Here is a 24,033-nt window from a genome sequence, read left to right on the forward strand (position 1 = left end):
CGGCGAGCTCGCGGATCTGATCGAGCTCGCCGAGGATGTTGTCGTGCTCGTGGATCATCTGGTGGGGTGGGTCCGATTCGGAGTCGCCGCCGGCGGGGATGCCGAAATGGGGGGCGAGCACCTCGTTTTCGCAGTAGATGTGGCGCTGCAGGCCCTGATAGCAGGATTCGATCAGCGGCTTGGCCTCGGCGATCTCGCCTTTGTTGGCGTGCTGCAGGGCGATGGCGAATAGCCGGTCGAGGCGCTCGTGGTCCCGCGACAGCAGGTCGGTGAGCGAGTCGGGGGTCATCGTGTCCCGGTCCACCACCCGCACCCGATAGGCGCCTTCGGTGGCCTCGGTGATCTCCCAGTGGATGCGGTTGCGCAGCATCAGCGCCACTGCCTGCATGAGCATGGTGGGCTCATCCGAGAAGACGAGCTCCAGCGGCTGATCAGTGCCCTTCTCTTTCAGCGTGGCGAAGGCCGCCATGCGGGGGCGGGGCTCGCTGCTCAGATCGATGGTCTCGGCGGCGGTATCCGTCATTCCTGTGGCCTTTTTGCGCTTCATGGTGGGGGGCTTTATCCTCCACACCCTTTGACCGGCGTCAACGCCGGTGCGTCCCCATTACTGGCAGGAGTGCCCCATGAGCGAGGAGGACTATCGGCCCCCTCTGGCCGATCACTGGGACCGTATGGAGGCCAAATACGGTGATGAAAGCGGTGATTTCAGCTTCGATCAGCTCACCGACGAGGAGCTGCTGGAGATGGAGCGCCTGGGCATTATGGCGATCTACCAGGACGACTGGGTGACCTCCCAGGAGAAGATCAACCTCCAGCCTCTGCTTACCCTGGTGGAGAAGCAGCGGACCAAGCGCGGCCTGAGCGCACCGGATAACTCTTCATCCTGACGCTTGGGGGGCGGCTGGGCCGGCGTTATCCTGGCTCCTTTTTGGTACGGCAGGAGCACGGCATCATGAGTGTTGGCCAGGATTCGTTCACGGTGGTGACCGAGGGCCGCGGTACCTACGAGGTAACCGATGGCGTCCAGCGGATCGTTCGGGCATGCGGTATCGCCACAGGCACGTGCCATATCTATCAGCACCACACCAGCGCCTCGCTGGTGGTCACCGAGAACGCCGATCCCGATGTTCGCAACGATCTGGAGACCATCCTGGGGCGCCTGGCCCCCGACGGTGACCCCGCCTACGCCCACGATCTCGAAGGCGCCGACGATATGGCCGCCCATGCCCGCAACATCCTGACCAACAACGACCTGACCGTGCCCGTGAGCGGTGGGCGCTGCCTGCTCGGCACCTGGCAGGGGGTGTTCCTGTGGGAGCACCGCTATGCCGGGTACCGGCGCCAGATCACGGTGACGGTTCAGGGCGAGTAGGACGTTTGACGGGGATTTGACCACGGAGGTCACGGAGTATGGCAGAAACCCTGAAGTCGTCATGACCTGATTTCCTCCGTGTCCTCCGTGGTGAAAATCGCCGCCGGAAAAGCCCTTCTCTGCGGTAAGTCATACCCCAAAGGAAAACCCCCGATGGCCGACGCCCGACAGCAGCAACCGCCGGTGATCCGGCTCGCCGACTATACCCCGCCCGCCTTCCTGGTAGACCACGTGGACCTGCGCTTCGAGCTCGGCGAGGACTCCACCCTGGTCCATTCCCGGCTGACCGGGCGGGCCAATCCCGAGCGCGTCCAGTCCGAAGACCTGGTCCTGGACGGCCGCGAGCTGACCCTCGAGGAGCTGGTCCTGGACGGCCATCCCTTGAGCAAGGCGGCCTATACCCTGGGCGAGGAGTCGCTGACCATCCCCGATCCGGGCGAGACCTTCACCCTGGAGATCACCACCCGCATCCGGCCGCAGGAAAATACCGCCCTGGAGGGCCTGTACAAGTCCTCGGGCAACTTCTGCACCCAGTGCGAGCCCGAGGGCTTCCGGCGCATCACCTACTTCCCGGACCGCAGTGACGTCATGGCCACCTACACCACCACCATCGTGGCCGACGCCGAGCGCTACCCGGTACTGCTGTCCAATGGCAACCGCGTCGCCGGCGGCACCCTCACCGACGGCCGCCACTGGGTGCGCTGGGAGGACCCCTTCCCCAAGCCGTCCTACCTGTTCGCCCTGGTAGCCGGGGACCTCGCCTGCGTCGCCGATTCGTTCACCACCATGTCCGGCCGGGAGGTGGCGCTGCGCATCTACGTGGAGCACGGCAACGCCGACAAGGTGGACCACGCCATGCAGGCCCTGAAGGAGGCCATGGCCTGGGACGAGCGCGCCTACGGCCGGGAGTGCGATCTCGACATCTACCAGATCGTGGCGGTGGCCGACTTCAACATGGGGGCCATGGAGAACAAGGGCCTCAACATCTTCAACACCTCGGCCGTGCTGGCCAAGACCGAGACCGCCACCGACGCCGATTTCCAGCGCATCGAGGCCATTATCGGCCACGAGTACTTCCACAACTGGTCGGGCAACCGCGTGACCCTGCGCGACTGGTTCCAGCTGTCGCTCAAGGAGGGCTTCACGGTCTTCCGCGAGCAGCACTTCTCGGGCGAGCGCTACTCCGAGGCCGTGCAGCGCATCGAGGACGTGCGCCGCCTGCGCTCGGCCCAGTTCCCGGAGGACGACGGCCCCACCGCCCATCCGGTGCGGCCGGACAGCTACATCGAGATCTCCAACTTCTATACCCCCACGGTGTACGAGAAGGGCGCCGAGGTGATCCGCATGATGTGGCACCTGCTCGGCCCCGAGGGCTTCCGCCGCGGCAGCGACCTGTATTTCGAGCGCCATGACGGCCAGGCGGTGACCACCGAGGACTTCGTGCGGGCCATGGAGGCCGCCACCGACGCCGACCTGGCCCAGTTCCGCCTGTGGTACACCCAGGCCGGCACGCCCCGGCTGCATTGCAGCGGCGAATGGGACGGCGAGGCCGGCAGCTACACCCTCCGCGTCCGTCAGGAGGTCCCGGCGACCCCGGGCCAGCCGGACAAGGCCCCGATGCATCTGCCCTTCGCGGTGGGTCTGCTGGACGCCGAGGGCAACGATCTGCCGCTGCAAATGGCCGGTGAGGAAACGGAAGGGGGCGGGGAAACCACCCGGGTGCTCGAGGTCCGGGACGATGAGCAGGCCTTCACCTTCACCGGCCTCGACGCCGAGCCGGTGCCCTCCCTCCTGCGGGGCTTCTCGGCCCCAGTGCGGGTGCAGTTCGATTACACCGACGGCGACCTGGCCTTCCTGCTGGCCCACGACAGCGATCTGTTCAACCGCTGGGAGGCCGGCCAGGAGCTGGCCCAGCGCGCCCTGTTCGGCTGCGTGGCGGCGCATCGGGAAGGCCGGGCCATGGAGCTGGATGCGGGGCTGGAGGCGGCCTTCGGGACGCTGCTGCGGGCGCCGGCGGAGGACCGGGCCCTGGTGGCCGAGGCCCTGACCCTGCCGGAGGAGGGCTACCTGGCCGATCTAGCCGAGCCCCCCGTGGACCCTTCTGCCATCCACGCCGCCCGCGCCTTCACTCGGCGGCGCCTGGCGGAGGTCTTGGCCGCAGAGTTCGAGACTGGCTACCACGCCAACCTCGCAGAGGGGGCCTACCGGGTGACCGCCGAGGCCATCGCCCGCCGCCGGCTCAAGAATGCCTGTCTGGCTTACCGCGTGGCCTCCGGGGATGACACCAGTCGCTCCATGGCGCTGGAGCAGTTCCAGGCTGCCGACAACATGACCGACCAGCTGGGTGGGTTGCGGCCGCTGGTGGCCGAAGGCCACCCAGAGGCTGAGCAGGCCCTGGCGGATTTCTACGAGCAGTGGCAGTCCGATCCGGAGGTGGTGGACAAGTGGTTCGCCATCCAGGCCACATCCCCCGAATGGGGGTCCCTGGAGCGGGTGCGGGAGCTCATGAGCCATCCCGCCTTTAACTTCCGCAATCCCAACAAGGTTCGCGCCCTGCTCGGGGCCTTTGCCCGCGGCAATCCGGCCCGCTTCCACGACCCCTCGGGCGAGGCCTACGCCTTCTTTGCCGACCAGGTCCTGGCCATGGACCCCATCAATCCCCAGATGGCCGCGGCCATGGCGCGCGCCTTCAGCCGCTTCGGCCGCTATGCCGAGCCGCATTACTCCGGCATGCGCGACCAGCTGGAGCGCATCCGGGCAACGGACGGTCTGTCAAGGGATACCTACGAGATCGCCGCCCGGAGCCTGGGCGAGGTGGAAGGGGCCTGAGCCGTATGGGCTCCGCCGCTGCCTTGACTCAGAGGCTTGATGGATTTGGAGCGTGCCCGGAAAAGGGGGTCAGATCTCCAGGATGAAGGGGTTGATCCCCAGCTCGCGGGCCCGATGGCGGGCGGCCTGCTCCTTGCCCCGGGGCACAACGACATAGAACTTGGCCCCAGTCTCGGCGGCATAGGCGGCCAGGGCCGGCCAGCGGCGATTGGGATCCTCGCCTTCCAGATCGTCGGATGTGGCCACGGCGAAGATGTGGAGCAGGTTGTCCCGGCCGGTGACATCGGGCTGCACGTCATGGAGCGAGTCGGGTCGGGGGTAGCCGTCGAGTTCCGCCTGCAAGGCTCGCAGTCCCTCCCGGTAGGCCCCCTCGGCAAGGGCGGTAACCATGGCCTGGCGGTCGGGATCGGTGCTGTTGCTGCTCATGGGGGTCTCCGAGCTCGGTCATGGAGGAGGCGGAGCAGGAGGTGCTCGGTGCGCTCGGCGCAGCGCTCCGTTTCCTTCTGCCAGCGTGGCGAGTCCCACTGGCCCGTCCGCTGCGGGGAGGGGGCTCAGGCCGGGCCCAAAGGCCGCGAGATCCTCCATGCAGGCGGCGACGGCCAGGTTCTCCGGGGCCGGCGCCAAGGAATTGGGCCTCGGCGCTAAACCAGCCGATGCTGTGGTTCGGGCGCAGGCGGTGATCGGCGAGCCCGGCCTGCATGGCCCAAGCAAGGGCCCCTTCGAGGTCCCGGCGGGTTTGTCGGGCGGAGCCGTTACGGTCCAACCTGGCCCGAGCGGCCCAGAACTTGTCCCAAGCCAGGCGTTTGGCGTCGCGGCTCCAGTTTCCCCACAAGGGACGGTCCATCAGCGCTCGCTGCTCCTCCTGGTTCCGTGTCCCCAAACGGCCTGGTAGGAGGGCCTGCGCATCCCGTTCCTGACGGCTCCGGAAAAGGCGACTTCCCCGGGGGGGGGCGGCCTGCCTTCAGGCCCGGTTTGCATTCCCCGCCCGGCGGGAGGGTCCTGCTCGTCACCCCCATGCCATCCCCCTCAGGAAAGACCTGTTCCCCGCAGGGTAGGCCATTGCCCGCTCCCGGTGCAGCCGCTGGGGGTAATTGGACCCCCCGGTCCCGCCTGGGACCGCCATGGGGGCGGACCTGACCGGGGTGTGGGCGCGGGGAGCCGGTTGGGAAACCCGAGGACGGCGGTACTCGGAAAGCAGGCGGTGGAGCTCGCTTTTGACGCAACAGGGCGTCCCGCCCATGGCAGCAGCGAATAGGCGGTGAAGCTGGGGACGGGCTGGCGCCGCCCCTCGTTCGACCATGGTGACCCATAGATCCTACGGGGTACCTTTGGAGGTGTTACTTAGCCACTCAAGGGATCCGCCGTCGGGACCCCCGCTACAGAGGGGGGGTGTTCTGGAACCGGATCCTCTCCCACAGGGTGGCTGCGCAAATGAGCCAAGCAGGTGGCAAGGCCCTCGGAGACCGGAGTTTGCGGGGCTCGCACGGCCCAGAGGGACAGGTTCAGGTCCAGGTCACGGATCGGCAAGGGGATTAGCTCCCGATCAAGCCCACCGGCAAGGGCCAGGCTGGAGGTCACGGTCAGGTGCTCGCCCTGGTGCAGGTGGGTCAGGAGGTTGGTCTGAGAGCCCACCACCCGGTCCGCCCGCAGGGGCGGGTGGCCTTCTTGCCGAAGGCGTCGTTCCAGCCTGTCGCGGAGCTCGCAACCAGGAGCACGCAGAACAAGCGGGGCCCGCAGGAAATCGGCAAGGCCAATGGAGTCCCTTCCGGCCCAGGGGTGGCTGCGGTGTCAGGTGGCAAGCAGGCGATGCGAGCCCATGCGCTCGGGGACAAGGTCCTCGTTCGCCGGGGGTTGCTCCACCAGGGCAAGGTCCGCCCTACCTTGAGAAAGTCGGCGGAGACTTTTCCGTCTTGGAAAGACACGGGTTTCGATGGTGATGTCTGGCAATGCCGCTTGCCACTGAGGGAGAGCCCGGGGCAGCCAGTAGTGGCCCAGGGTGGGACTGGCGGCAATCCGGAGGGATCCTTCTTGAATCATGGGGGCGGATGACGACCGCAGGTCATCCATGAGCTCGCCGTAGGCATCGGTGATGCGTACCGCCTGCTCAAGCACTTTGGCGCCATCGGTGGTCAGATCGGTGCCCGCCCGATCCCGGCGCACCAGGCGCTTGCCACGGTGCGCTCCAGCCCCTTCAGGTGCTTACTCACATTAGGCTGGTTCCAGCCCAGGGCCCGGGCGGCATGGGTGAAGGTGCCGTTCTCGGCCACCGCACGCAGGGCCATCAGGCCGCGGATGGGCGGAGTGTGGTTGTGCCAGTCCATAGGCCCTCGCTGAGCGGGTGTCGGGGAACGTCGAAGCTGCCGCGCCGGGGCGTGGCCCCCTGATCAAAAATCCCATTTAATATATCAGGATTGATTCAGAGTGGCATGGTAGTAAATCCGGGAAAACCCGGATTTAAGCCTCGACCTATCGAAGCAGGCGAGTGGCTGCAGGGCGATCCAGGTCGGCGGGGCGATCCAGGTCCCAGCGGGCGGGTAGCTCCGCCCAGTCCAGCCCCAGCTCGGTGCACCGCTGTCGGGTTGCGGCCATGACGCCGCCACCGCCCCAGGGAATGGCCCGGAAAAGCCCCGGTTGCGGCCGGCGCAGGCCCACCAGCCCATAGCCGCCGTCGGCCATGGGCACAAATACGGCGTCGCGGCCGTGGGCCAGCTCGCCCAGGGCTCGCTCGATATCCCTGGGCTGGAGGCCCAGGACGTCGCTGCCGATGAGGACCGCCGCCGAGGCGCCGGTCAGGGCCTGGCAAAGGGCGGCGTGCATGCGCTCACCCAGATCGGATCCGCGCTGAGGCCGTAGGGGCAGGCGATGGCGTCGGGCAAGGGCGCGGAAAAAGGGGTGCTGGGTTGCCGGAATGGCATATAGCCGGGCCGGACAGGGGGCCGGGGCTGCCAGCCGGGTCAGGGTGTCGGCGGTCAGGCGCATGTGCAGGGATGCCGCCTGTCGGGAAGACAGCGGGGGCACCAAGCGGCGAAGCACCCGGCCCGGGGTCGGGGCTTTGGCAAAAACCAGTAGGCGGCAATGAGAGGCTGGGAAGTCCAGAGTCAGCTCCTTGCCAGGACTGGGGCAATCGGGATAGGGGCTCACCTGCCTAGTGGCTCGGTCTCGAAGCTCGCCGCGGCTGTGGCCTTGTCGATGGTGATCCTGAGGAAGCCGTGGGCGGGCTCCACGTGGTGCTGGTCATTGCAGTAGGACGGCACCGTAGGGTCGAAAGAGACAAAGGCGGTCACCTGGAGCATCTCGTCGTCGGCCTCGGTATGGTGCACCGAAATGCGCAGCTCCTCGTCGAAGGCCGGCCAGGCCCCTGCCCGGCAGAAATCCTGGATAGGGATGTGCCAGTGCTGCGCCCGCACCTCCCGGGTCAGCGCGCTCTCGAAGTCGGCTCCGCCGAAGGCCTCTAGGCTATCGGGAAAACGGACGGTCTCGCTCATGTCGTCCTCCGCGGTTGGTGACATGGGCATGGACCGTGGTAACCGAGGATGTGTTCCGTTTGCATCTTATGGCACTGGCGAGAGGCGTTGATGAATCCCGTACCCGAGCGCAGGCTCAGCGGTACCACCGCGCCAGCCGGTCCGAAGATGCGCCCAGGAAGTAGCCCATTCGCAGGGCCCACATGAGCGCTATGGTACTCAGGATGCCCCCCTCCTCCCATCGCCGGCTGGCGGTGAGCGCCTTTGCCCGGAGGCAGGCAGGCCGGCCGGCCATCCGTTTCAGGGTGGCGCTGATGGCGATGTCCTCCATCAGCGGCTGGTCCGGGAAGCCGCCGGTGGCGTCGAAGGCCTGCCTGGTCATGAAAAGCGCCTGGTCCCCGGTGGCGATGCCCGTGATCCGGCTGCGTGCGTTCATCAGGGCCCCAACCAGTGTCAGTAGGGTATGTCGGCTGGCGCCGTCCAGGCGCACATCGAACCGGCCCCAGCGCCGACCGTGGGCCAGGGCGGAAAGGAGGGTCCCGTCGCCGTTGGCCGGCAGCCGGGTGTCGGCATGCAAGAACAGCAGCGCTTCGCCGCGGGCCGTTGCGGCCCCCGTGTTCATCTGGCGGGCGCGGCCGCGGGGTCCGGCCAGGACACGATCAGCGAGAGGCTCGGCCAGGGCCGGGGTGTCATCAAGGCTGCCGCCGTCCACCACCACCACCTCGGTCCCTCGGCGGCGCCAGGCCTGGAGCGGATCGAGGGTGGCCTGGATGGTGGCGGCCTCGTTCAGGGCTGGGACGATGATACTAAGCTCGGGCTCGCTAGCCGGCGATGGCGCCGCCACAGCTGCTCCCCTGGCCGGCGGTGCAGCCGTAGCAGTGATCGCGCACCGCCACGGGGTGGCCGGCAAGGTCAACGCCGATAAGGTCGCGGATGTGGGGCCGGTTGAGCGAGGGGTCTTGAACCGGCAGGTCCAGCATCTGGTTGAAGTCGCAGTCGTAGACGAAGCCCCGCCAGTCCACCGAAATCAGGTCGCGGCACATAACACCGTGCAGGTTGGCGTCGCTGTGGGCGCTCTTGAGCAGCGCCAGGTATTCGTCGAATTGGCCGTGCGAGATCAGCGTCGAGCCGAAGCGCTGGATGGGCATGTTGGCGATGGTGAAAAGGCGGTCGAAGGCGATTCCAAAATCGCGGTTTAGGTGCAGACGATAGGCCGCCTCCAGCTGGTCCTGGTCGGGCGGCAGGCTAGGTCCCAGGGGGTTGTAAACCAGGGTCAGCATGCGGCTATCGTCGCCCCGGCCGTAGCCCAGCCCGTTGAGCCGCTGCAGGGCACGGATGCTAGTCCCAAAAACCCCGTCACCGCGCTGGCTGTCGACGTTGGCCTCCTGGTAGCAAGGTAGGCTGGCCACTACCTCCACGCCTTGGTCGGCCAGGAACCCGGCCAGTCCCGCCTGGTCGGTCTCCTCCAGCACGGTCAGATTGCAGCGGTCGATGACGTGGATGCCTCGGGACCGCGCCGCGGTCACCAGGTCGCGGAAGTGGGGATTGAGCTCGGGCGCGCCGCCGGTGAGGTCAAGGGTGGTGATGCCCCCGGCGTCCATGAAGGCCAGCAGGTCGTCCAGGGTCTCACGGTCCATGACCTCGGTGCGGTTGGGACCGGCGTTGACGTGGCAGTGGAGGCAGGTCTGGTTACACAGATAGCCCAGGTTCACCTGTAGTGTCGACACCCCGCGCCGCTTGAGCGGCGGGAAATCGGTTGGCTCAAGATACGGCAGCGTGGCGTGCATGGCCGGTTCCTTCGTCGTCAGGGAGGCGTGAGGGGTGAGGAGCAGAGGCGGAGGCCACGGCGTTATCCGCAGATGCCGCGGATTAATGCAGATGCTATGCGGCCAAGGCCAAAATCCATGCGCGGGCCCCTGTTATGCCGTCGAGCCTCCCTGGGGCCGACGACCCCAGCCGCCTGTGATTTCCGTAGTTTTCATCTGCGTCATCTGCGGATAGGGTCCTTGACGTTGTCGTTGCTCCTCCCCCCTCACTCTTCACGGTAAAACCCGGTTGATCCAGCGCACCAGGGCCTTGACCCGTGGCCGGAACAGCCGCTCGGCGTAGTATTTGGACACCGTCTGCTTAGCGATCTCCGCCAGAGTGGGGTAGGCGTGGACCGCCGCCGCGATGTCCTTAGGGGTCAGCCGACCGCGGACGGCCTGTACCAGTTCCGGCAGCACCTCGCCGGCATGGGACCCCAGGACGGTAGCGCCGACAATGCGGCCGCGCCGGAACACGAGCTTGGCGAAGCCGGTATCCTCGCTCTCGGTCACCGCTCGGTCGAGGTCGGCAAAGTCGGCGCGATGGACCTCTAGCCCATCGTAACGCTGCTCCGCTTCGGCGGGTGTGAGGCCCACCTGGGCCAGCTCCGGATCGGTATACGTGACCCGCGGCAGGGCGGTGAGGTCGGCCTTAGCCGGTAGCCGGAAGACGGCGTTCTGGATGACCACCCCCGCCTGGTAGTTGGCCAGGTGGGAGAATTGGAAGGGCCCGCAGACGTCGCCGACCGCGAAGATATGGCGCGCCGCGGTGCGCTGGCGGCGGTCCACCGAGACGGCTCCCGAGCCGGTAAGGCCGACGCCGGCGGCCTCCAGGTTCAAACCCTCGGTGACGGGTTTACGGCCAGTGGCAACCAGGATCCGGTCCGCTTCCAGGTTATTCCCCTGGCCCAGGTGCAGTCTGTGGCCTTCCCCCTCTGGGCTCGGGGTTACTTCCTGCACCTGACAGCCAGTACGGATGGCCAGGCCCTCGGCCTCCAGACCCGCCCGCAGGGTTTCCGAGGCCTCACGGTCTTCCGCCGGAAGGATAGGCTCCCCGGTTTCCACCACCGTTACCTGCCAGTCCAGCCGGTGGAAGGCCTGTGCCATCTCCACACCCACCGGACCGGCGCCGATAACCGCCAGGCGTGCCGGAGGTCCCGTTACCTCGAAGACGTCCTCGTTGGTCCAGTAGCCGGCCTCAGCCAGGCCGGGGATGGGCGGTACCGACGGTTCCGAGCCGGTCGCCAGGACGAAACGGCGGCTGCGCAAGATCCGCTGGCCCGCCTCGATACGGTGGGGATCGAGGAAGCGGGCCGCGGCGAATACCACCTCGACCCCGTAGCTTTGGAAGCGGGCAGGGTCATCTTGGGTCTGAAGGCGCTCCACCACGGTGCGTACCCGACGGTTCACCGCTGCCATATCCACCCCAGGGTCCCGGGGGGTCAGGCCGAAATCGGCGCCTCGGCGCATGAGCTGTGCCACTCGGGCGCTGCGCAGCAGGGTCTTGGAAGGCACGCAACCGGTATGCAGGCATTCGCCGCCAAGCTCACCCGAAGCTTCCACCAAGGCCACCCGCAGGCCCAGGCGCCCGGCCACGCTGGCCACCGAAAGGCCCCCCGAGCCGGCGCCAACGACCACCAGGTCGTAGCGCTCCTCGCCCCCGGGGTTGGTCGTCACGCCGAGCCCCTTGCGGCAGCATTGCCCGACAGGATGGCGGAGACGGTGCGGTGCGGGAAGCTCCGGGTGCCGCCTTTCGCCTGCACAGGGGGAATCGGGGTAGAATCCCGAGGCACTTCTTCACCAATCGGCAAGGGAACCCTCATCGCCATGGGCTGGATCGATCGCATTCCGTTGGGCTCGCTGGTTGTGGCGGCCCTGCTTCTGGGCCTGGCGCCGTTCGCGCCGGAGCCCCATTTATGGCAGAAACTGAAGATGCTCGCAGCCGGCACCTTAACCCAGCCGATCGACATCTTCGACCTGGTCCTGCACGGGGTCTTCCCATTGCTGTTGGGGATCCGGTTGGTGCGGGTGGCCCTGGCACGATCAGCCGCCTGAACCCGATTCTTGGGCGCGTTGATATACGCCAGGGCCCAGGCTACGGAGTCAGCCGGAAGGTATCCAGCCTCCGCCGCTTACGCGAGCGCTGGCTGCTAGGAGTAAGCTTGACTTACAAAAAGATCGGTGACTACGGCGTTATCGGCAACGGTGCCACAATCGCCCTGGTGGGTCTGGACGGTTCCATTGACTGGTTGTGCTCCCCCTATCTGGACTCTCCCACCATCTTCGGGGCCCTGCTGGACGATGCTAGGGGCGGCCGGTTTGCCGTAACCCCCTCAGCCGAATGGGATTCGGCCCAGCACTATTTCCAGGAAACCAATGTCCTGCAGACCCTGTTCCGGACTTCCGAAGGCGAGGCCGAGGTGGTGGATTTTATGCCCGCCGGTGAAGAGGCCATTAGCCTTGCTGGCCACCGCGACCACCTCATCCGCCGGATCCGGGGTTTATCCGGTTCCATGACCTTGAGCCTAGAGTGCTCGCCGCGCCCCGACTACGCTCGCCAGCAGGAACCGCCGGCCGAGCAGCTGGATGAGCGGAGTTGGCGGATTCACGATGGCGCCGCCTATTACGTTGTCTCCGCCACCAGGGCCCTGTCCTGGCAGGCGGAAAGGGCCGGTCTCGCCCTGGCCGCCGGTGACGTCGTGTGGCTGGTCTTCAGTCGCGATGACCAAGGGCTCGCCATTGGCGGGGGCGACCCTCTGGAAGGGGTGCTGGATGCCACTCTGGCCTATTGGCAAGCCTGGTCCCACACCGAGGAGGTGACCCGCTATCCGGCGGAGCGCTTCTGGCGGGAGAACCTGGATCGCGCCGCCCTGGTGATGAAGCTGCTCCAGTTCGAGGATACCGGCGCCATCGCTGCCGGCGGCACCAGCTCCCTGCCCACCATCCTCTTTGGGGAGCGCAACTGGGACTACCGCTTCAGCTGGATCCGGGACACCGCCATGACCCTTGCGGCCCTGTTCGAGCTGGGCCACACCAATGAGGTCAGCCGCTACCTGGACTGGCTCAAGCAGCTGTGCGCCCACGAGCCACCCGGGCAGCTGCGCATCATGTATCAGCTCACCAAGGCCGAGCCCCCCGATGGCGAGACTCGCCTGGAGCATCTGTCCGGCTACAAGGGCAGCTATCCGGTCCATGTCGGCCAGTACAACGTGGAGCAGAAACAGCACGACATCTACGGGGAGCTGCTGGAGACCGTCTTCGCCGTCTCGCGCTACGTGGGCCAGATCGATCTTGAGCTTTGGGATTATCTGCGGCCAATGCTGGACAAGGTGTGCCGGGTTTGGCGGGAACCGGACGACGGCATCTGGGAGATTCGGACCGGGCCCTACCACTATGTCCATTCCAAGCTCATGTGCTGGGTGGCCCTGGACCGAGGCATCAAGATCGCCGAGCACTACGGCCTGCCGGGCGAGGTCGCCAGCTGGCGCAGGGAGCGGGAGGCGATCCGAGCCGATATCCTGGCGAAGGGCTATAACCCCGAGCGAGGCGCGTTCACCCAGCACTACGACACCGACGAGCTGGACGCTTCGGTGCTCATGATTCCCATCGTGGGCTTTTTGCCGGTTGAGGACGAGCGGGTCGCCAACACCATTGAGGCCATCGAGAACGAGCTTCTGGTGGAAGGCACCATGCTGCGCTACCGCATGGATGACGGCCTACCCGGCCAGGAACATGGTTTCCTGATCTGTCTGTTCTGGTACGTGGACTGCCTGATCCTGCAGAAGCGGCTCAACGAGGCGGGGGCACACCTACGGCGAATCGATCGGTTCTCCAACCATCTGGGGCTGTTCGGTGAGCAGTACGACCCCCGGTACAAGGAGATCACCGGCAATTTCCCGCAGGCCTATTCCCACATCGGCTTCGCCATCACCGCCGTCCATTACCTCAACGCCCGGCGCACCCGCTCGATCCCGGAGCACTCCACCAGCTGGCGCCACCGCCTGAGCCTGCTTTTCAGCCCCCTTTTGCTGAACCCCGAGCCCGAGGGCCATACCCCTACACCGGCGATCAATCCGGCCGAGGAGATCAAGCGCACGGTGAACACCCTGCGCGGCCACTTTTACGACAACCATCGCCAGCGGGTGAATTACCGTCTGGTCCGAGGTTCGGGGTACTACGCCAAGTTCGAGCAGGTAGCCGCCGATTTGGCCGCCTTCGACCCTTCGATCCTGGCAACCGATGCCGAGCGCACCGCCTTCTGGGTCAATGTCTTCAACGCCATTGTGATCCATGGCGTCATCGAGCTCGGCATCCGCGATTCTATGCGGGAGGTGCCCTGGTTCTTCCGGGCCATCCAGTACAAGGTGGGTGATCACACTTTCACCCCCGACGACATCGAGCACGGCATTTTGCGGGGGAACCGGGGTGGTCCCTTTACCCTTCGGCGGCAGTTCGGTCCGGGGGATCCCAGGCGCGGGCTGATGGTGACAGAGCCCGATCCGCGGGTGCATTTCGCCCTGGTCTGCGGCAGCCGCTCCTGTCCGCCCATCGAGGTGTTCGAGTTGGACAATCTGGAGGCCCAGTTGGAAACGGCCGGCAAGGTGTTCATCAACGCGACCACGCGGGTCCGACCCAAGCGTGAACGGGTGGAAATCTCCCGCGTATTCAAATGGTACCGAGGCGATTTCCCCCACGATGACGCCGAGCTGATCCGCTTCCTGGCCCGTCGGCTCTACGACCGGGACAAGGGGGATTGGCTGGAGTCCCGGGCCCATGCCGTGACCATCGCCTATGCCCCCTACGATTGGCGGCTCAACCAGACCCGTCGCCAGACGGTGTGATCGCCATGATAAGGCGCGCACCACGGGGGTGGGTAAGGATCGGTACCTCGGCGTGCCCGGTTGGCGCCCCGAATAGGGCCGGTAGACACCGGATCCCTTCGGGTTGGCAGGGCTATTTCGCTGAGGGCGGTAGCCTTCCCCGGATTCTCGGGGATGGTTGCCTATAAGCTCTCGGGGGGCTCAGGGGGTGGCCCTGAGGCCAGGGCGGGGATGGCTTCTGGCGGCAGAGGCCGGCTGTAGCCGAACCCTTGCACTAGCTCGCAGCCCATGGCTTTTAGGGAGCGGGCCTGGTCGAAGGTCTCTACGCCTTCCGCGATGGGCTCGATGCCTAGCGGTCGGGCCATGTTGACCATCGCCCGAACCAGTTCCGCCGGTTGCTGAACGGTGATCTCGCCGATGAACGAACGGTCGATCTTAAGGAAATCGATGGGGAATCGCCGCAGGTAGCCCAGGGCGCTGTAGCCGGTGCCGAAGTCGTCCAGGGCCAGGCGGATTCCGGCGGCCTGCAGCTCCTTTAGGATCCGTGCAGCGTCCTCGCCCTCCTCCAGGAACAGGCTCTCGGTGATCTCCAACTCGAACTGGCCCTCACCCAGGCCGGCCCGGCGCACAGCGCCGATGATGCTGTCCACCAGATTGGGGCCCCGGAACTGGCGCACCGACAGGTTGACTGCCACCGGCACGGGCCGGCCCGTGGCGGCCCAGACCGCCGCCTGTTAGGCGGCGGCGCGAACCACCCAATCGCCCACCTCGTTGATCAGACCCATCTCTTCGAGCATGGGGATAAAGGTTCCCGGCGAGATTATCCCGCGGTCGGGATGTTTCCATCGGAGCAGGGCCTTTACGCCGTGTAAAAGGCCTTGCCCCAGGTGGAACTTTGGTTGGTAGAGGAGGTAGAACTGGTCCTGTTCCAGGGCGCGGCTGAGGTCGGCCTCCAAGCTCAGGTGCTCGGGACCGCGCTGATCCATCTCCGGGGTGTAGTGAATGAACTGGTTCCGGCCTAGCTGCTTGGCCCGATGCAGGGCGCCGTCCGCCTGTTTGAGCAAGGTGGCCGGGTCGCGGCTGTCGATGGGATAGAGGCTGGCCCCGGCGTTGGCGGTGACCACCAGCTCGTAATCGTCGATCGCAATGGGCTCCGCCAGGGTTTCCAGGATCTTGGTAACCAGGACAGGGCCATGTTCGGGTTGCTCGATGTCGTCCAGCAACAGGGCGAATTGGTCGCTGCCGAAGCGGGCAATCGTGTCCCCGTTGCGTATGGCTGCGGCCAAGCGTTCGCCCACGGCCCGTAACAGGCGATCGCCGCGGGCATGGTCAAGCCTGTCGTTGACCTGCTGGAACCGGTTCAGGTCCAGCAGCACCACCGCAGCGAGTCGGTTATGGTGTTCCATATGGGCGGTGGTTAGGCGCAGCCGCTCGTCAAATAGGTGCCGATTGGGCAGCTCGGTGAGGGGATCGTAATAGGCCAGGAAGCGGATGCGCTCCTCCATCCGGAGGCTCTCGGTGATGTCCCGGCCGGTGGCCACGAAATTGCGGATCTTTCCCCCGCTATCCCGCAGGGGGGAGATGGTCTCGTCCATCTGGAAAAGCTCGCCATTGCGCCTTCGGTTCGTGAGAATGTCGTGGCATACCTAGCCCTTTGAATGGTTTCCCACATCCGGTGGAAGAGAGACTCTGGATGAAGGCCGAAGCGAAGGAGCTCGGCATGGGTCCGCCCGATGGCCTCCTCTGCGGGATAGCCGGTAATCCGCTCGAATGCGGGATTGACGTACTCCATGCGCCCGGAGTCATCGGTAATGCGGATCAGGTCGCCGGATTGCTCGATGGCGCTGGAGAACTTTTCCATCTCCGCCTGGATGCGCTTCTGGTCGGAGATGTCGCGGCCAATGGTGGAGAAATGGGTTGCCTCCCCGTTGGTGGCGTAATGGGCCTGGATGATCTGCGATACTGGGATCTCGGCGCCGTCCGCCCGCATAAAGGTGGCCTCTCCCTACCAAGTGCCCTCGCGGGCGGCGACGGGGAAGATCTCCTCCAGGGTCTGGCGCGCCTTCTCATGGGCCTTGCTGCCCAGAACGTGGTGACCGCTGGGATCGGTGTCGCCCGGCATTCCCAGCATCTGCCAGGCACCAGCATTGCGATAAAGGATATGGCCTTGGCGATCGGCGAGCCCGACGAAATCGGGGGTGGCCTCAAGGATAGCTACTAGGTGGTCACGTTCCTGACGCCACGCTTGCCGATCCCGTAGGATCTGGATGCCGTAGGCAAGATCCCCAGCCAGCTGCTCCAGAAGCCAGGCCTCCTCGTTATCGAAGGCGTCCGGCTCGGCGGCGTAGATGGCAAGGCTGCCGAAGGTTCGTTCGTTCGTAGTCAGGGGCAGGGCAATGGCCGACTCGTAGCTCCGGGCCAGGGCGGCCTCCCGCCAGGGGGCGAAGGTGGCGGAGCTGCGAAGATCCCGGTCCACGGAGGGTGCAGCGGAGCGGATGGCCCGGCCCACTGGCCCCTGGCCGGTGGGCTCGTCGCCCCAGGTGACCTGGATGCGGTCGAGGTAGCCGGCCTCGTGACCGGCGTGGGCAACCGGTCGGACGTGGTTCTCGCTGTCGTTTTCGGCGTACCCGGCCCAGGCGAAGCGATAGCCGCCAACTGCCACTGCGACCCGGCAGATCTCCTCGAGCAGGGTGGCCTCCTCGCGCGTCCGGACCAGGGCGCGATGACCGGCGCTGACCGTTTCCAAGGCCCGACGCATGCGGTGACGGGTCGACTCGGTGCGACCTTTTTGACCAATGTCCAGAATGAGCGCCGTGACCGCGGTGCCGGCCGGGGTATCCCCCCGGAGCAGGACAATGGTCACCGGTCCTGCCTCGCCCTCGCGGGAACGGAGGGTGATGGGATCGCCGTCGTTCATCCAGTGGCGGTCGGGGGTGCCCTTCAGGAAGGCCTCGACATCGCGGCGGTGCTTGTCGCGGTTGGCTTCGGGGAAAAGCCGTTCCAGAGGCTCGCCCAGCACCTCCTCGGCGGGAAAGCCGAACAGGGATTCGGCGGCGGGATTGAACAGCCGGATGCGCGGGCCGAAGTCGATGCCGACAACGACTTCGGATGTGGCTTCCAGCAGCTTTTCCGCCAGATCATGGTCCATGGTGGCGGAACGGTTCCCCTGGGATTCCCCGGCATCGGAGGGCAGTGGCATGGAGCGATCGAATTCCCGTGGCCAGTGCCAAGTGGCATGGCCGGGGAACCTTGAATTTTTAGGGAACCCGACCCAGCCAAGCCATTGAAATGGGTAGCCATATATACCTTGGGACCGCCTACGGATCAACCATTTCGGGGGACTGGAGGCGTCTGCCCCTCCCGGCATGCCCCGGAGGGTTGCCTTCCTTTCCCCTGAGCATATCCTTTCCGATTTAGTAGAATCGACCGTCCCCGCAAGGAACGTGACCCGAAGACTCAGCAAAGAAGGATGCTCGACCATGAAGGTGGTTGTTTCCGTTACCCACGGCACCGACGATCCCACTCAGGCAACCCTGGGAATCCTGGCCGCCAAGGCTGCGGCCGAGCAGGGCAACGATGTTACCGTCTGGCTCCAGGGCGAGGCGGCCATTCTGGCCAACAAGCACGTCTACCCCCACGTTCAGGGGGTCAATATGCCTGCCATGAAGGACGCCATGGAGGCCCTGGTGGAAAAGGGCGTGCCCATGTGGGTGTGCAAGGCCTGCGGCGTTGCCCGCGGCGTGGATGAGTCCAACTGGGTGGCCACGGCCAGCTACAAGGCCATGGGCGATTTCGTGTCTGCGGTTACCGAGGCGGACAAGAATATCGACTTCTGAGCCAACTGGCCTTCGCCTCCCCATTGCGGCCCGCCTTTCCCGGCGGGCCGTTTTTGTTGGCAACCCCTGTGGCCACGGGGTACAAAGGACGGGTAGGCCCAGTGCGGGAGTCCTCCTTGGCCGACCATTTTCTACCCCGAGCGTGTTTCCAGGCCCTGTTCGACGCACTCCACGGCCAGGGTTACACCTGCCGGGGACCGCGCGTGCGCGACGGCGCCATCGTCATGGACGAGGTGGCCGGCGTGGATGATCTGTGCTTCGGCCTGCGCGACCGCCAGGCCCCGGGCAGCTACGCCCTGGAGGAGGGAGCGGGCCGCTATTTCGCCTGGGCCAACGGCCCCCTGGCCCTCAAGCCGCTGACCTTCGCGCCCCGGGAGACCCTGTGGCGGGCGGCCAAGGACGGTGACGGCGCCTTGAGCTTCACCGAGCCCGAGCCCGCCCCCGAGCCGGTGGCGGTGATCGGGGCCCGGGCCTGCGACCTGGCGGGTCTGGCCCTTCAGGACCAGCACTTCCTGGGGGATGAGCCCGACGCCTATTATCAAGCTCGGCGCGACAACCTGTTCCTGGTGGCGGTGAACTGCACCCATCCCGCCGACACCTGCTTCTGCGCCGCCACCGGGGACGGCCCCGAGGCCACCCACAGCTTCGACCTGGTGCTGTCCGAGCTAGACCACGGCTTCCTGGTCCGGGCCGGCTCCGACGCCGGCGCCGCGGTGCTCGACGCCCTGCCCACAGAGGCAGCGACGGACGCCCAGAACGCCGATGCCAGCGCTGCCATCGACGCCGCGGCCACGGCCCAGAGCCGCGGTCTGCCGTCGCAAAACCTTCGCGAGTTCTTGTTCGCCAACCCCACCCATCCGCGCTGGGAGGAGGTGGCCGAGCGCTGCCTGTCCTGCGGCAACTGCACCAACGTCTGCCCCACCTGCTTCTGCCACAGCCTGGAAACCGTCCCGGACCTGGAGGGCACCACCGCCGATCAGGTGCGCCAGTGGGATTCCTGCTTCACAGCGGGCCACAGCTATCTCCACGGCATCGTCATCCGGGACACCACCGCCCACCGCTACCGACAGTGGCTTACCCACAAGCTCGCCGGCTGGCACGACCAGTTCGGCCGCAGCGGCTGCGTCGGCTGCGGTCGGTGCATCACCTGGTGCCCCACCGGCATCGATCTAACCGAGGAAGTCGCCGCCATGTGGGCCGATTTCGAAGGCGGGGGCGCCGATGGCTGAGCCCTTGCGTCATGCCCCCTGGGAGGCCGAAGTGGTCGATGCGACCACGGAGAGCCCCGGCATCGTTACCCTGCGGCTCCGGGCAACCGACCGGGCGATCCGCGCGGCCTATCGCTTCCGCCCGGGTCAGTTCAACATGCTGTACCTGTTCGGGGTGGGCGAGGTGCCCATCTCCATCAGCTCCGACCCCGATGATCCCGAGACCCTGGCCCACACGGTGCGGGGCGTGGGCCGGGTCACCAACAAATTGGTGACGCTCGCTCCCGGCGACCGCGTGGGCCTGCGCGGGCCCTTTGGGAGTTCCTGGCCCCTGGCGCGGGCGGAAGGCCGGGACGTCCTGGTGGTCACCGGGGGCCTGGGCTGCGCCCCGGTGGTCTCGGTGATCGACTACATCATGGCGCGGCGGCAGGATTTCGGGCACCTGACCATCCTGCAGGGGGTCAAGCATTCCCAGGACCTGATCTGGCGCTCCCGCTACGCCGCATGGGAGCGCGAGCCGGACACGGAAGTGGGTCTGGCCGCCAATGTGGCCGGGGAGAACTGGCCCGGCCACCAGGGTCTGGTTACCGAGCTTTTCGACCGCTACCCCCTGGATCCGGCCGCCACCGAGACCATGATGTGCGGCCCCGAGCCCATGATGCGTGCGGCAGCCGAGGATCTAACGGGTCGCGGCTTCGATCCCGGCTCCATCTGGCTCAGCATGGAGCGCAACATGCACTGTGCCGTGGCCCGCTGCGGCCACTGCCAGCTCGGCCCCCATTTCGTCTGCAGGGACGGTCCCGTCTTCCCCTATGGGCGCATCGGGGAACTGCTTGCGGTGAAAGGGCTCTAGGTCCACTCCATTAACCATTTGGTCCTGCCTGCCCCCTTGGGTTAAGGTAGGTGCCGTGGTAGGAGGCCCCTCTCCGATGCCCGCCGCCGCATTTCGTCATTCGTAAGGCAAAAGGAAGTCAACATGCAGGTTGAAAAGAACCGGGTCGTCAGCATCGACTACACCCTTAAGGACAACGACGACCAGGTCATCGACACCTCCGAGGGCCGGGATCCGCTCGCCTACATCCACGGCACGGGCCAGATCATCCCCGGCCTGGAGAATGCGCTTGAGGGCAAGGAGCCCGGGGCCGACGTCACCGTGACCATCAACCCCGAAGAGGGCTATGGCGAGCGGGACGAGTCCATGGTTCTCAATGTGCCCCGCGAGCAGTTCGAGGGCGCCGAGCAGATCGAGCCCGGCATGCAGTTCCAGGCCGAGACCGACGAGGGCGTGCGCATCCTCACCGTGCTCGAGGCCGGGGACCAGGAAGTGACCGTGGACGGCAACCATCCGCTCGCCGGCATCACGCTGAACTTCGACGTCAGCGTCCAGGACGTCCGCGAGGCCGAGCAGGAAGAGATCGACCACGGCCACGTGCATGGCCCCGGTGGCCACGAGCACGAGTAAGTCTCGCCAGCCGGAATAGGTCGTGGCCGCGCGTTAGCGGCCACCCCGCCTAGACCGCGCCGGTTAAGCCCGACCGGGATGCCTTAGCGGGCTTCCTGGCGCTGCGGGCGCTTGGCCAAAGCAACGGCCCGGGCTAGTATTCTGGCCCGGGCGTTTCTGTTTGCTTTACCCCTCGGGTTACCGATTTGCCGCATTCCCGCATCCTGCATGGCTTCCGTTTCCGCCTGCGGCGGGCCGCCCTGGCCCTTCTGGTGGGCCTGGTGCTGGGCCAGCCGGCGCTGGTGGCCCATGCCATGGACCATGCCCTGGATGACGGCAGCCCCGTCTGCGAGGTGTGCACGGTAACCCAGAGCACCGCCGACACGGCGGCCGTTCCGGCTGTGATGCGGCTGGATCCGGCCCCCAACACGACCCCTTTCACCGCTGGCCCGCCTCCGGCTCCCCGGCTCCTGGGGAGTGCGGCCCGGGATCCCCCTCCCGCCCTTCGCTGACAGCCCAGATGGACCGCGCCCGCTCGGCGCGGGCGCCGCTGTGTTGAACCCCGTTAATCAGCGAAGGGTCCCGTTATGCCCATGCCTTTCCGGCTATTGGCGGCCGGCGTGCTCGCCCTCTTCTCAGGGTTTTTGGCCCATGGGGCCGGGGCGAGCTCCGCCGAGGTGACCGCCGGCAACCGTTTCAACCCCGACATTTCCGTGATCCTGGAAGGCAATGCCTACCGGGACGATGAAGGCGGTGAGGCCGACGAGCGGATCGCCGGCGCCGCCGGCATCAACGAGATCGGTGGCGATCACGGCCACGGTGGCGGTCAAGGCGGCGAGGCCGTCGGCTTCAACCTCAAGCCGACCGAGCTCGTCTTCTCCGCCAGCGTCGATCCCTACTTCGACGCCTATGCCCAGTTCGTGGTGACCGAGTCCGGCGAGGTGAACCTGGAGGAGACCTACCTCACTACCCGCGAACTGCCCGCGGGCCTGCAGGTCAAGGCCGGCCAGTTCCTGTCCGGCATCGGCTACCACAACGAAAAACACCGCCACCAGTGGGCGTTCATCGAGCAGAACCTGGCCTACCAGCAGCTGCTCGGCGATCACGGCCTCACGGGCACCGGCGTCCAGCTCACCTGGACCCCGCTCACCCCGGTCTACACCCGCTTCGGGGTGGAGGCCTTGCAGGGCGACCAGGAGGTGGTGGGGCGCTTCGACGGCGAGGAAGCGCTAAATGAGGCGGATTTGAGGGGTATGGGGGGTCGCTTCGGCGACCCCAAGGGCGGGCCCCGCCTGGTCACTGCCTTCGCCAAGCTCCGCCCCCGACCTGGGCTACAGCCACGAGCTTCAGATGGGGCTGTTCGGCGTCCTGGCCACCGAGCAGCAGGAGGTCCATACCCAGCCCGTTAAGCACGTCCTACGTGGCGACTACTGGGTGGCCGGCACCGACTGGGTCTACGCCTACGATGCCCCCCACCAGTACGGCAAGGGCGATTTCAGGATAAGCGCCGAGTATCTGTACGCGGTGAAGGACCTGGAGGTGGCGCACCACGGCGGAAGCCCCCCGGTGGGGGATGCACGCACCTTCCGTGAGGACGGCTTCTATGTGCAGGGCCGCTACGGCTTCGCCGCCAACTGGCGGGCCGCCCTGCGCTACGACGCCGTGGGCGCGGGGGTCAACGAGAAGACCGTGGGCGCCTCCGGGACCGCCGAGACCTGGGATGCTTCCCACCGAGCGTCGGCGGTCCTGACCTGGACGCCGACCCACTATTCCCGCCTACAGGCCCAGTGGTCGGGTTCCGACATCGCCACCGAATCCGGCCGGAAGCGGGCCAACCAGTACTTCCTGCGGTTCATCGCCAGCATGGGCCAGCACGGCGCCCACGAATTCTAGAGGGAGAAGGCCATGCCTCGCCTGCTTGCCTTGCTTGTCGCCCTTTTGACGGCCGCTCCGGCCCTGGCCGAGGTCCGGGTGGTGGCTACCACCCCATCCATGGCCATGCTCGCCCGCACCGTGGGCGGGGAGGCCGTTTCGGTGACCACGCTGGCCCCGCCGGACCGGGACACCCATTACCTGCGGGCCAAGCCGTCCATGATCCGCGACCTGCGACGGGCGGACCTGGTGGTGGCCGTGGGGGCCGAGCTGGAGGTGGGCTGGCTGCCCGCTGCCCTGCGCCGGGCGGCCAACCCGGCTATCCGGCCAGGCCGAACCGGCTATTTCGAGGCCGCGGCCCAGGTGGAGCTCATCGGCAGCTACGAGCGGGCCGACCGCGCCGCCGGCGACGTCCACCCCGCCGGGGACCCCCACGTAAATCTGGACCCGGTGCGTATGGCGACGGTGGCCGAGGCCCTGGCCCAGCGCCTGCGCGAGCTGGACGGCGCCCACGCGGAGGCCTTCCGGAAGCGGGCGGCCGATTTCCGGGATGAGGTGGCGGAGCGCCTCCCCGGTTGGCAGCAGCGGGTGGCCGGCAGCCCCGGCGTGGTGGCCTTCCACAAGGACATCCGCTATCTGGCGGAGCGCCTGGATGTGCCCATTCGAGGCCACCTGGAGCCCAAGCCCGGCATCGCCCCCACCGCCTCCCACCTTCGGGGGCTGATCGACGATCTGAAGGGGGATGAGGTGGGGGTGATCCTGCGCCGGCCCTTCCACCCGCCGGATCCGGTCCAGAAGGTGGCCGAGGCCACGGGCTGGGGCACCGCTGTCCTGCCCCTGGATCCCGAGCTGGGGGCCGATGCGGCGGCCTACTTCGAGCTCATCGACCGTTACGCCACCGCCATCGGTGGAGGCCGCGGATCCGACTAGGTAGGAGAGCTGAGCATGGTGCAGGCAACGGCCCGGGGCACCGGGCAGGAACAAGCCGCAGGCACCGCCCCTGATTCGACCTCCGGGGCCCTGGTGACGGCCGAGGACGTGGTGGTGGGCTACGCCCGACCGGTGCTCGGCCCCCTGACCTTCCGGGTGGAGGCCGGCGACGTGGTGGGGGTCTGGGGCCCCAACGGCGTCGGCAAATCCACCCTGCTCAAGGCCATGGCCGGAACCGCGCGGGTGCTCCGCGGCCGATTGGATGTCGCCCAGGATCGGCGGATCGCCTATCAGTCCCAGCAGCCGGTGCGGCTTCCGGAGATGCCGTTAACCGGCCGAGAGCTTCTGGCCTATCTGGGCGCCGATGAGTCGGGAGCACCGCAGCGGCTCCAGGGCTGGCTGGACCAGCGCATGGACCGGCTCTCCGGGGGGCAGTTCCAGCTGCTCACCATCTGG

The 24,033-nt window shown here is 66.8% G+C and carries 23 protein-coding genes and 3 pseudogenes; 14 read left to right on the forward strand and 12 right to left on the reverse strand.

Annotation, left to right across the window (positions count from 1 at the left end; genetic code table 11):
* The coding region (locus tag V5A19_RS10570; RefSeq protein ID WP_332327791.1) for a hemerythrin domain-containing protein at window positions 1-547 on the reverse strand (547 nt) is incomplete at its 3' end.
* Between the two features lie 76 nt (window positions 548-623).
* Between V5A19_RS10570 and V5A19_RS10575 the strand changes: the two genes are divergently transcribed.
* The 3 genes from V5A19_RS10575 to pepN all read left to right on the forward strand — a co-directional run bounded on the left by V5A19_RS10575 (window position 624) and on the right by pepN (window position 4,201).
* Window positions 624-887, forward strand: a complete 264-nt coding sequence (locus V5A19_RS10575) for a hypothetical protein (RefSeq protein ID WP_332319547.1) — start codon at window positions 624-626, stop codon at window positions 885-887.
* 65 nt (window positions 888-952) lie between these two features.
* Window positions 953-1,372 (forward strand): secondary thiamine-phosphate synthase enzyme YjbQ, encoded by a 420-nt coding sequence (locus V5A19_RS10580; protein WP_332319548.1) that lies wholly within the window; start codon window positions 953-955, stop codon window positions 1,370-1,372.
* Window positions 1,373-1,525: 153 nt separating this feature from the next.
* A complete protein-coding gene (gene pepN, locus V5A19_RS10585) occupies window positions 1,526-4,201 on the forward strand; it encodes an aminopeptidase N (protein ID WP_332327792.1) in 2,676 nt (891 codons plus the stop codon).
* Window positions 4,202-4,270: 69 nt separating this feature from the next.
* Here the strand turns inward: pepN and V5A19_RS10590 are convergent, their stop codons facing one another.
* From V5A19_RS10590 to V5A19_RS10625, 8 genes and pseudogenes are all read right to left on the reverse strand, one after another.
* The gene (locus V5A19_RS10590) at window positions 4,271-4,627 is read right to left on the reverse strand and encodes a hypothetical protein (RefSeq protein WP_332319618.1); all 357 of its coding nucleotides are present in this window, start codon (window positions 4,625-4,627) and stop codon (window positions 4,271-4,273) included.
* 915 nt (window positions 4,628-5,542) lie between these two features.
* A pseudogene (locus V5A19_RS10595) lies at window positions 5,543-6,268 on the reverse strand (substrate-binding domain-containing protein).
* Between the two features lie 62 nt (window positions 6,269-6,330).
* The gene (locus V5A19_RS10600; RefSeq protein WP_332319616.1) at window positions 6,331-6,522 is read right to left on the reverse strand and encodes a helix-turn-helix domain-containing protein; all 192 of its coding nucleotides are present in this window, start codon (window positions 6,520-6,522) and stop codon (window positions 6,331-6,333) included.
* A 145-nt stretch (window positions 6,523-6,667) separates the two neighbouring features.
* Window positions 6,668-7,342, reverse strand: coding sequence for a TIGR04282 family arsenosugar biosynthesis glycosyltransferase (locus tag V5A19_RS10605; protein WP_332319615.1), 675 nt, complete (start codon window positions 7,340-7,342; stop codon window positions 6,668-6,670).
* A complete protein-coding gene (locus V5A19_RS10610) occupies window positions 7,339-7,686 on the reverse strand; it encodes a hypothetical protein (RefSeq protein WP_332319614.1) in 348 nt (115 codons plus the stop codon). The genes V5A19_RS10605 and V5A19_RS10610 overlap by 4 nt, the downstream gene beginning before the upstream one ends.
* 115 nt (window positions 7,687-7,801) lie before the next feature.
* On the reverse strand, window positions 7,802-8,509 hold the full coding sequence (locus tag V5A19_RS10615; RefSeq protein WP_332319613.1) for a TIGR04283 family arsenosugar biosynthesis glycosyltransferase: 708 nt from the start codon (window positions 8,507-8,509) through the stop codon (window positions 7,802-7,804).
* Window positions 8,487-9,452, reverse strand: coding sequence for an arsenosugar biosynthesis radical SAM (seleno)protein ArsS (arsS, locus tag V5A19_RS10620; protein ID WP_332319612.1), 966 nt, complete (start codon window positions 9,450-9,452; stop codon window positions 8,487-8,489). The genes V5A19_RS10615 and arsS overlap by 23 nt, the downstream gene beginning before the upstream one ends.
* Before the next feature lie 252 nt (window positions 9,453-9,704).
* Entirely contained in the window at window positions 9,705-11,147 is a 1,443-nt protein-coding gene (locus V5A19_RS10625) for a dihydrolipoyl dehydrogenase family protein (protein WP_332319611.1), read from the reverse strand.
* A gap of 150 nt (window positions 11,148-11,297) precedes the next feature.
* Here V5A19_RS10625 and V5A19_RS10630 point away from each other — a divergent pair, with 150 nt between their 5' ends.
* On the forward strand, window positions 11,298-11,525 hold the full coding sequence (locus tag V5A19_RS10630; protein WP_332319620.1) for a hypothetical protein: 228 nt from the start codon (window positions 11,298-11,300) through the stop codon (window positions 11,523-11,525).
* A gap of 92 nt (window positions 11,526-11,617) precedes the next feature.
* Window positions 11,618-14,311, forward strand: a complete 2,694-nt coding sequence (locus V5A19_RS10635) for a glycoside hydrolase family 15 protein (protein ID WP_443081500.1) — start codon at window positions 11,618-11,620, stop codon at window positions 14,309-14,311.
* Between the two features lie 161 nt (window positions 14,312-14,472).
* On the opposite strand, the pseudogene V5A19_RS10640 reads toward V5A19_RS10635, so the two are convergent.
* The 3 genes and pseudogenes from V5A19_RS10640 to V5A19_RS10645 all read right to left on the reverse strand — a co-directional run bounded on the left by V5A19_RS10640 (window position 14,473) and on the right by V5A19_RS10645 (window position 17,489).
* A pseudogene (locus V5A19_RS10640) lies at window positions 14,473-15,924 on the reverse strand (EAL domain-containing protein).
* Window positions 15,918-16,280: pseudogene (locus tag V5A19_RS14385) on the reverse strand (PAS domain-containing protein); the annotation flags it as partial. The pseudogenes V5A19_RS14385 and V5A19_RS10640, both read right to left, overlap by 7 nt.
* 15 nt (window positions 16,281-16,295) lie before the next feature.
* On the reverse strand, window positions 16,296-17,489 hold the full coding sequence (locus tag V5A19_RS10645) for a GAF domain-containing protein (protein ID WP_332319301.1): 1,194 nt from the start codon (window positions 17,487-17,489) through the stop codon (window positions 16,296-16,298).
* Between the two features lie 280 nt (window positions 17,490-17,769).
* Here V5A19_RS10645 and V5A19_RS10650 point away from each other — a divergent pair, with 280 nt between their 5' ends.
* The 9 genes from V5A19_RS10650 to V5A19_RS10690 form a co-directional block, all read left to right on the forward strand.
* Window positions 17,770-18,126: a DsrE family protein gene (locus V5A19_RS10650; protein WP_332319300.1), complete on the forward strand. Its 357-nt coding sequence runs from the start codon at window positions 17,770-17,772 to the stop codon at window positions 18,124-18,126.
* A gap of 116 nt (window positions 18,127-18,242) precedes the next feature.
* Entirely contained in the window at window positions 18,243-19,355 is a 1,113-nt protein-coding gene (locus V5A19_RS10655) for a 4Fe-4S dicluster domain-containing protein (protein ID WP_332319299.1), read from the forward strand.
* Window positions 19,348-20,187: an FAD/NAD(P)-binding protein gene (locus tag V5A19_RS10660; RefSeq protein ID WP_332319298.1), complete on the forward strand. Its 840-nt coding sequence runs from the start codon at window positions 19,348-19,350 to the stop codon at window positions 20,185-20,187. The genes V5A19_RS10655 and V5A19_RS10660 overlap by 8 nt, the downstream gene beginning before the upstream one ends.
* A gap of 123 nt (window positions 20,188-20,310) precedes the next feature.
* Window positions 20,311-20,796: an FKBP-type peptidyl-prolyl cis-trans isomerase gene (locus V5A19_RS10665; protein ID WP_332319297.1), complete on the forward strand. Its 486-nt coding sequence runs from the start codon at window positions 20,311-20,313 to the stop codon at window positions 20,794-20,796.
* 185 nt (window positions 20,797-20,981) lie between these two features.
* Window positions 20,982-21,287, forward strand: a complete 306-nt coding sequence (locus V5A19_RS10670) for a hypothetical protein (RefSeq protein ID WP_332319296.1) — start codon at window positions 20,982-20,984, stop codon at window positions 21,285-21,287.
* A 75-nt stretch (window positions 21,288-21,362) separates the two neighbouring features.
* A complete protein-coding gene (locus V5A19_RS10675) occupies window positions 21,363-22,184 on the forward strand; it encodes a hypothetical protein (RefSeq protein ID WP_332327793.1) in 822 nt (273 codons plus the stop codon).
* The gene (locus V5A19_RS10680) at window positions 22,126-22,668 is read left to right on the forward strand and encodes a hypothetical protein (protein ID WP_332327794.1); all 543 of its coding nucleotides are present in this window, start codon (window positions 22,126-22,128) and stop codon (window positions 22,666-22,668) included. Before V5A19_RS10675 ends, V5A19_RS10680 begins: the two co-directional genes overlap by 59 nt.
* 12 nt (window positions 22,669-22,680) lie before the next feature.
* Window positions 22,681-23,577, forward strand: coding sequence for a metal ABC transporter substrate-binding protein (locus V5A19_RS10685; protein ID WP_332319294.1), 897 nt, complete (start codon window positions 22,681-22,683; stop codon window positions 23,575-23,577).
* A gap of 15 nt (window positions 23,578-23,592) precedes the next feature.
* On the forward strand, window positions 23,593-24,033 hold a 441-nt coding region (locus V5A19_RS10690; RefSeq protein ID WP_332327795.1), incomplete at its 3' end, for an ATP-binding cassette domain-containing protein.

This window comes from Thiohalorhabdus sp., assembly GCF_036628635.1.
Classification (GTDB): Bacteria; Pseudomonadota; Gammaproteobacteria; order Thiohalorhabdales; family Thiohalorhabdaceae; genus Thiohalorhabdus.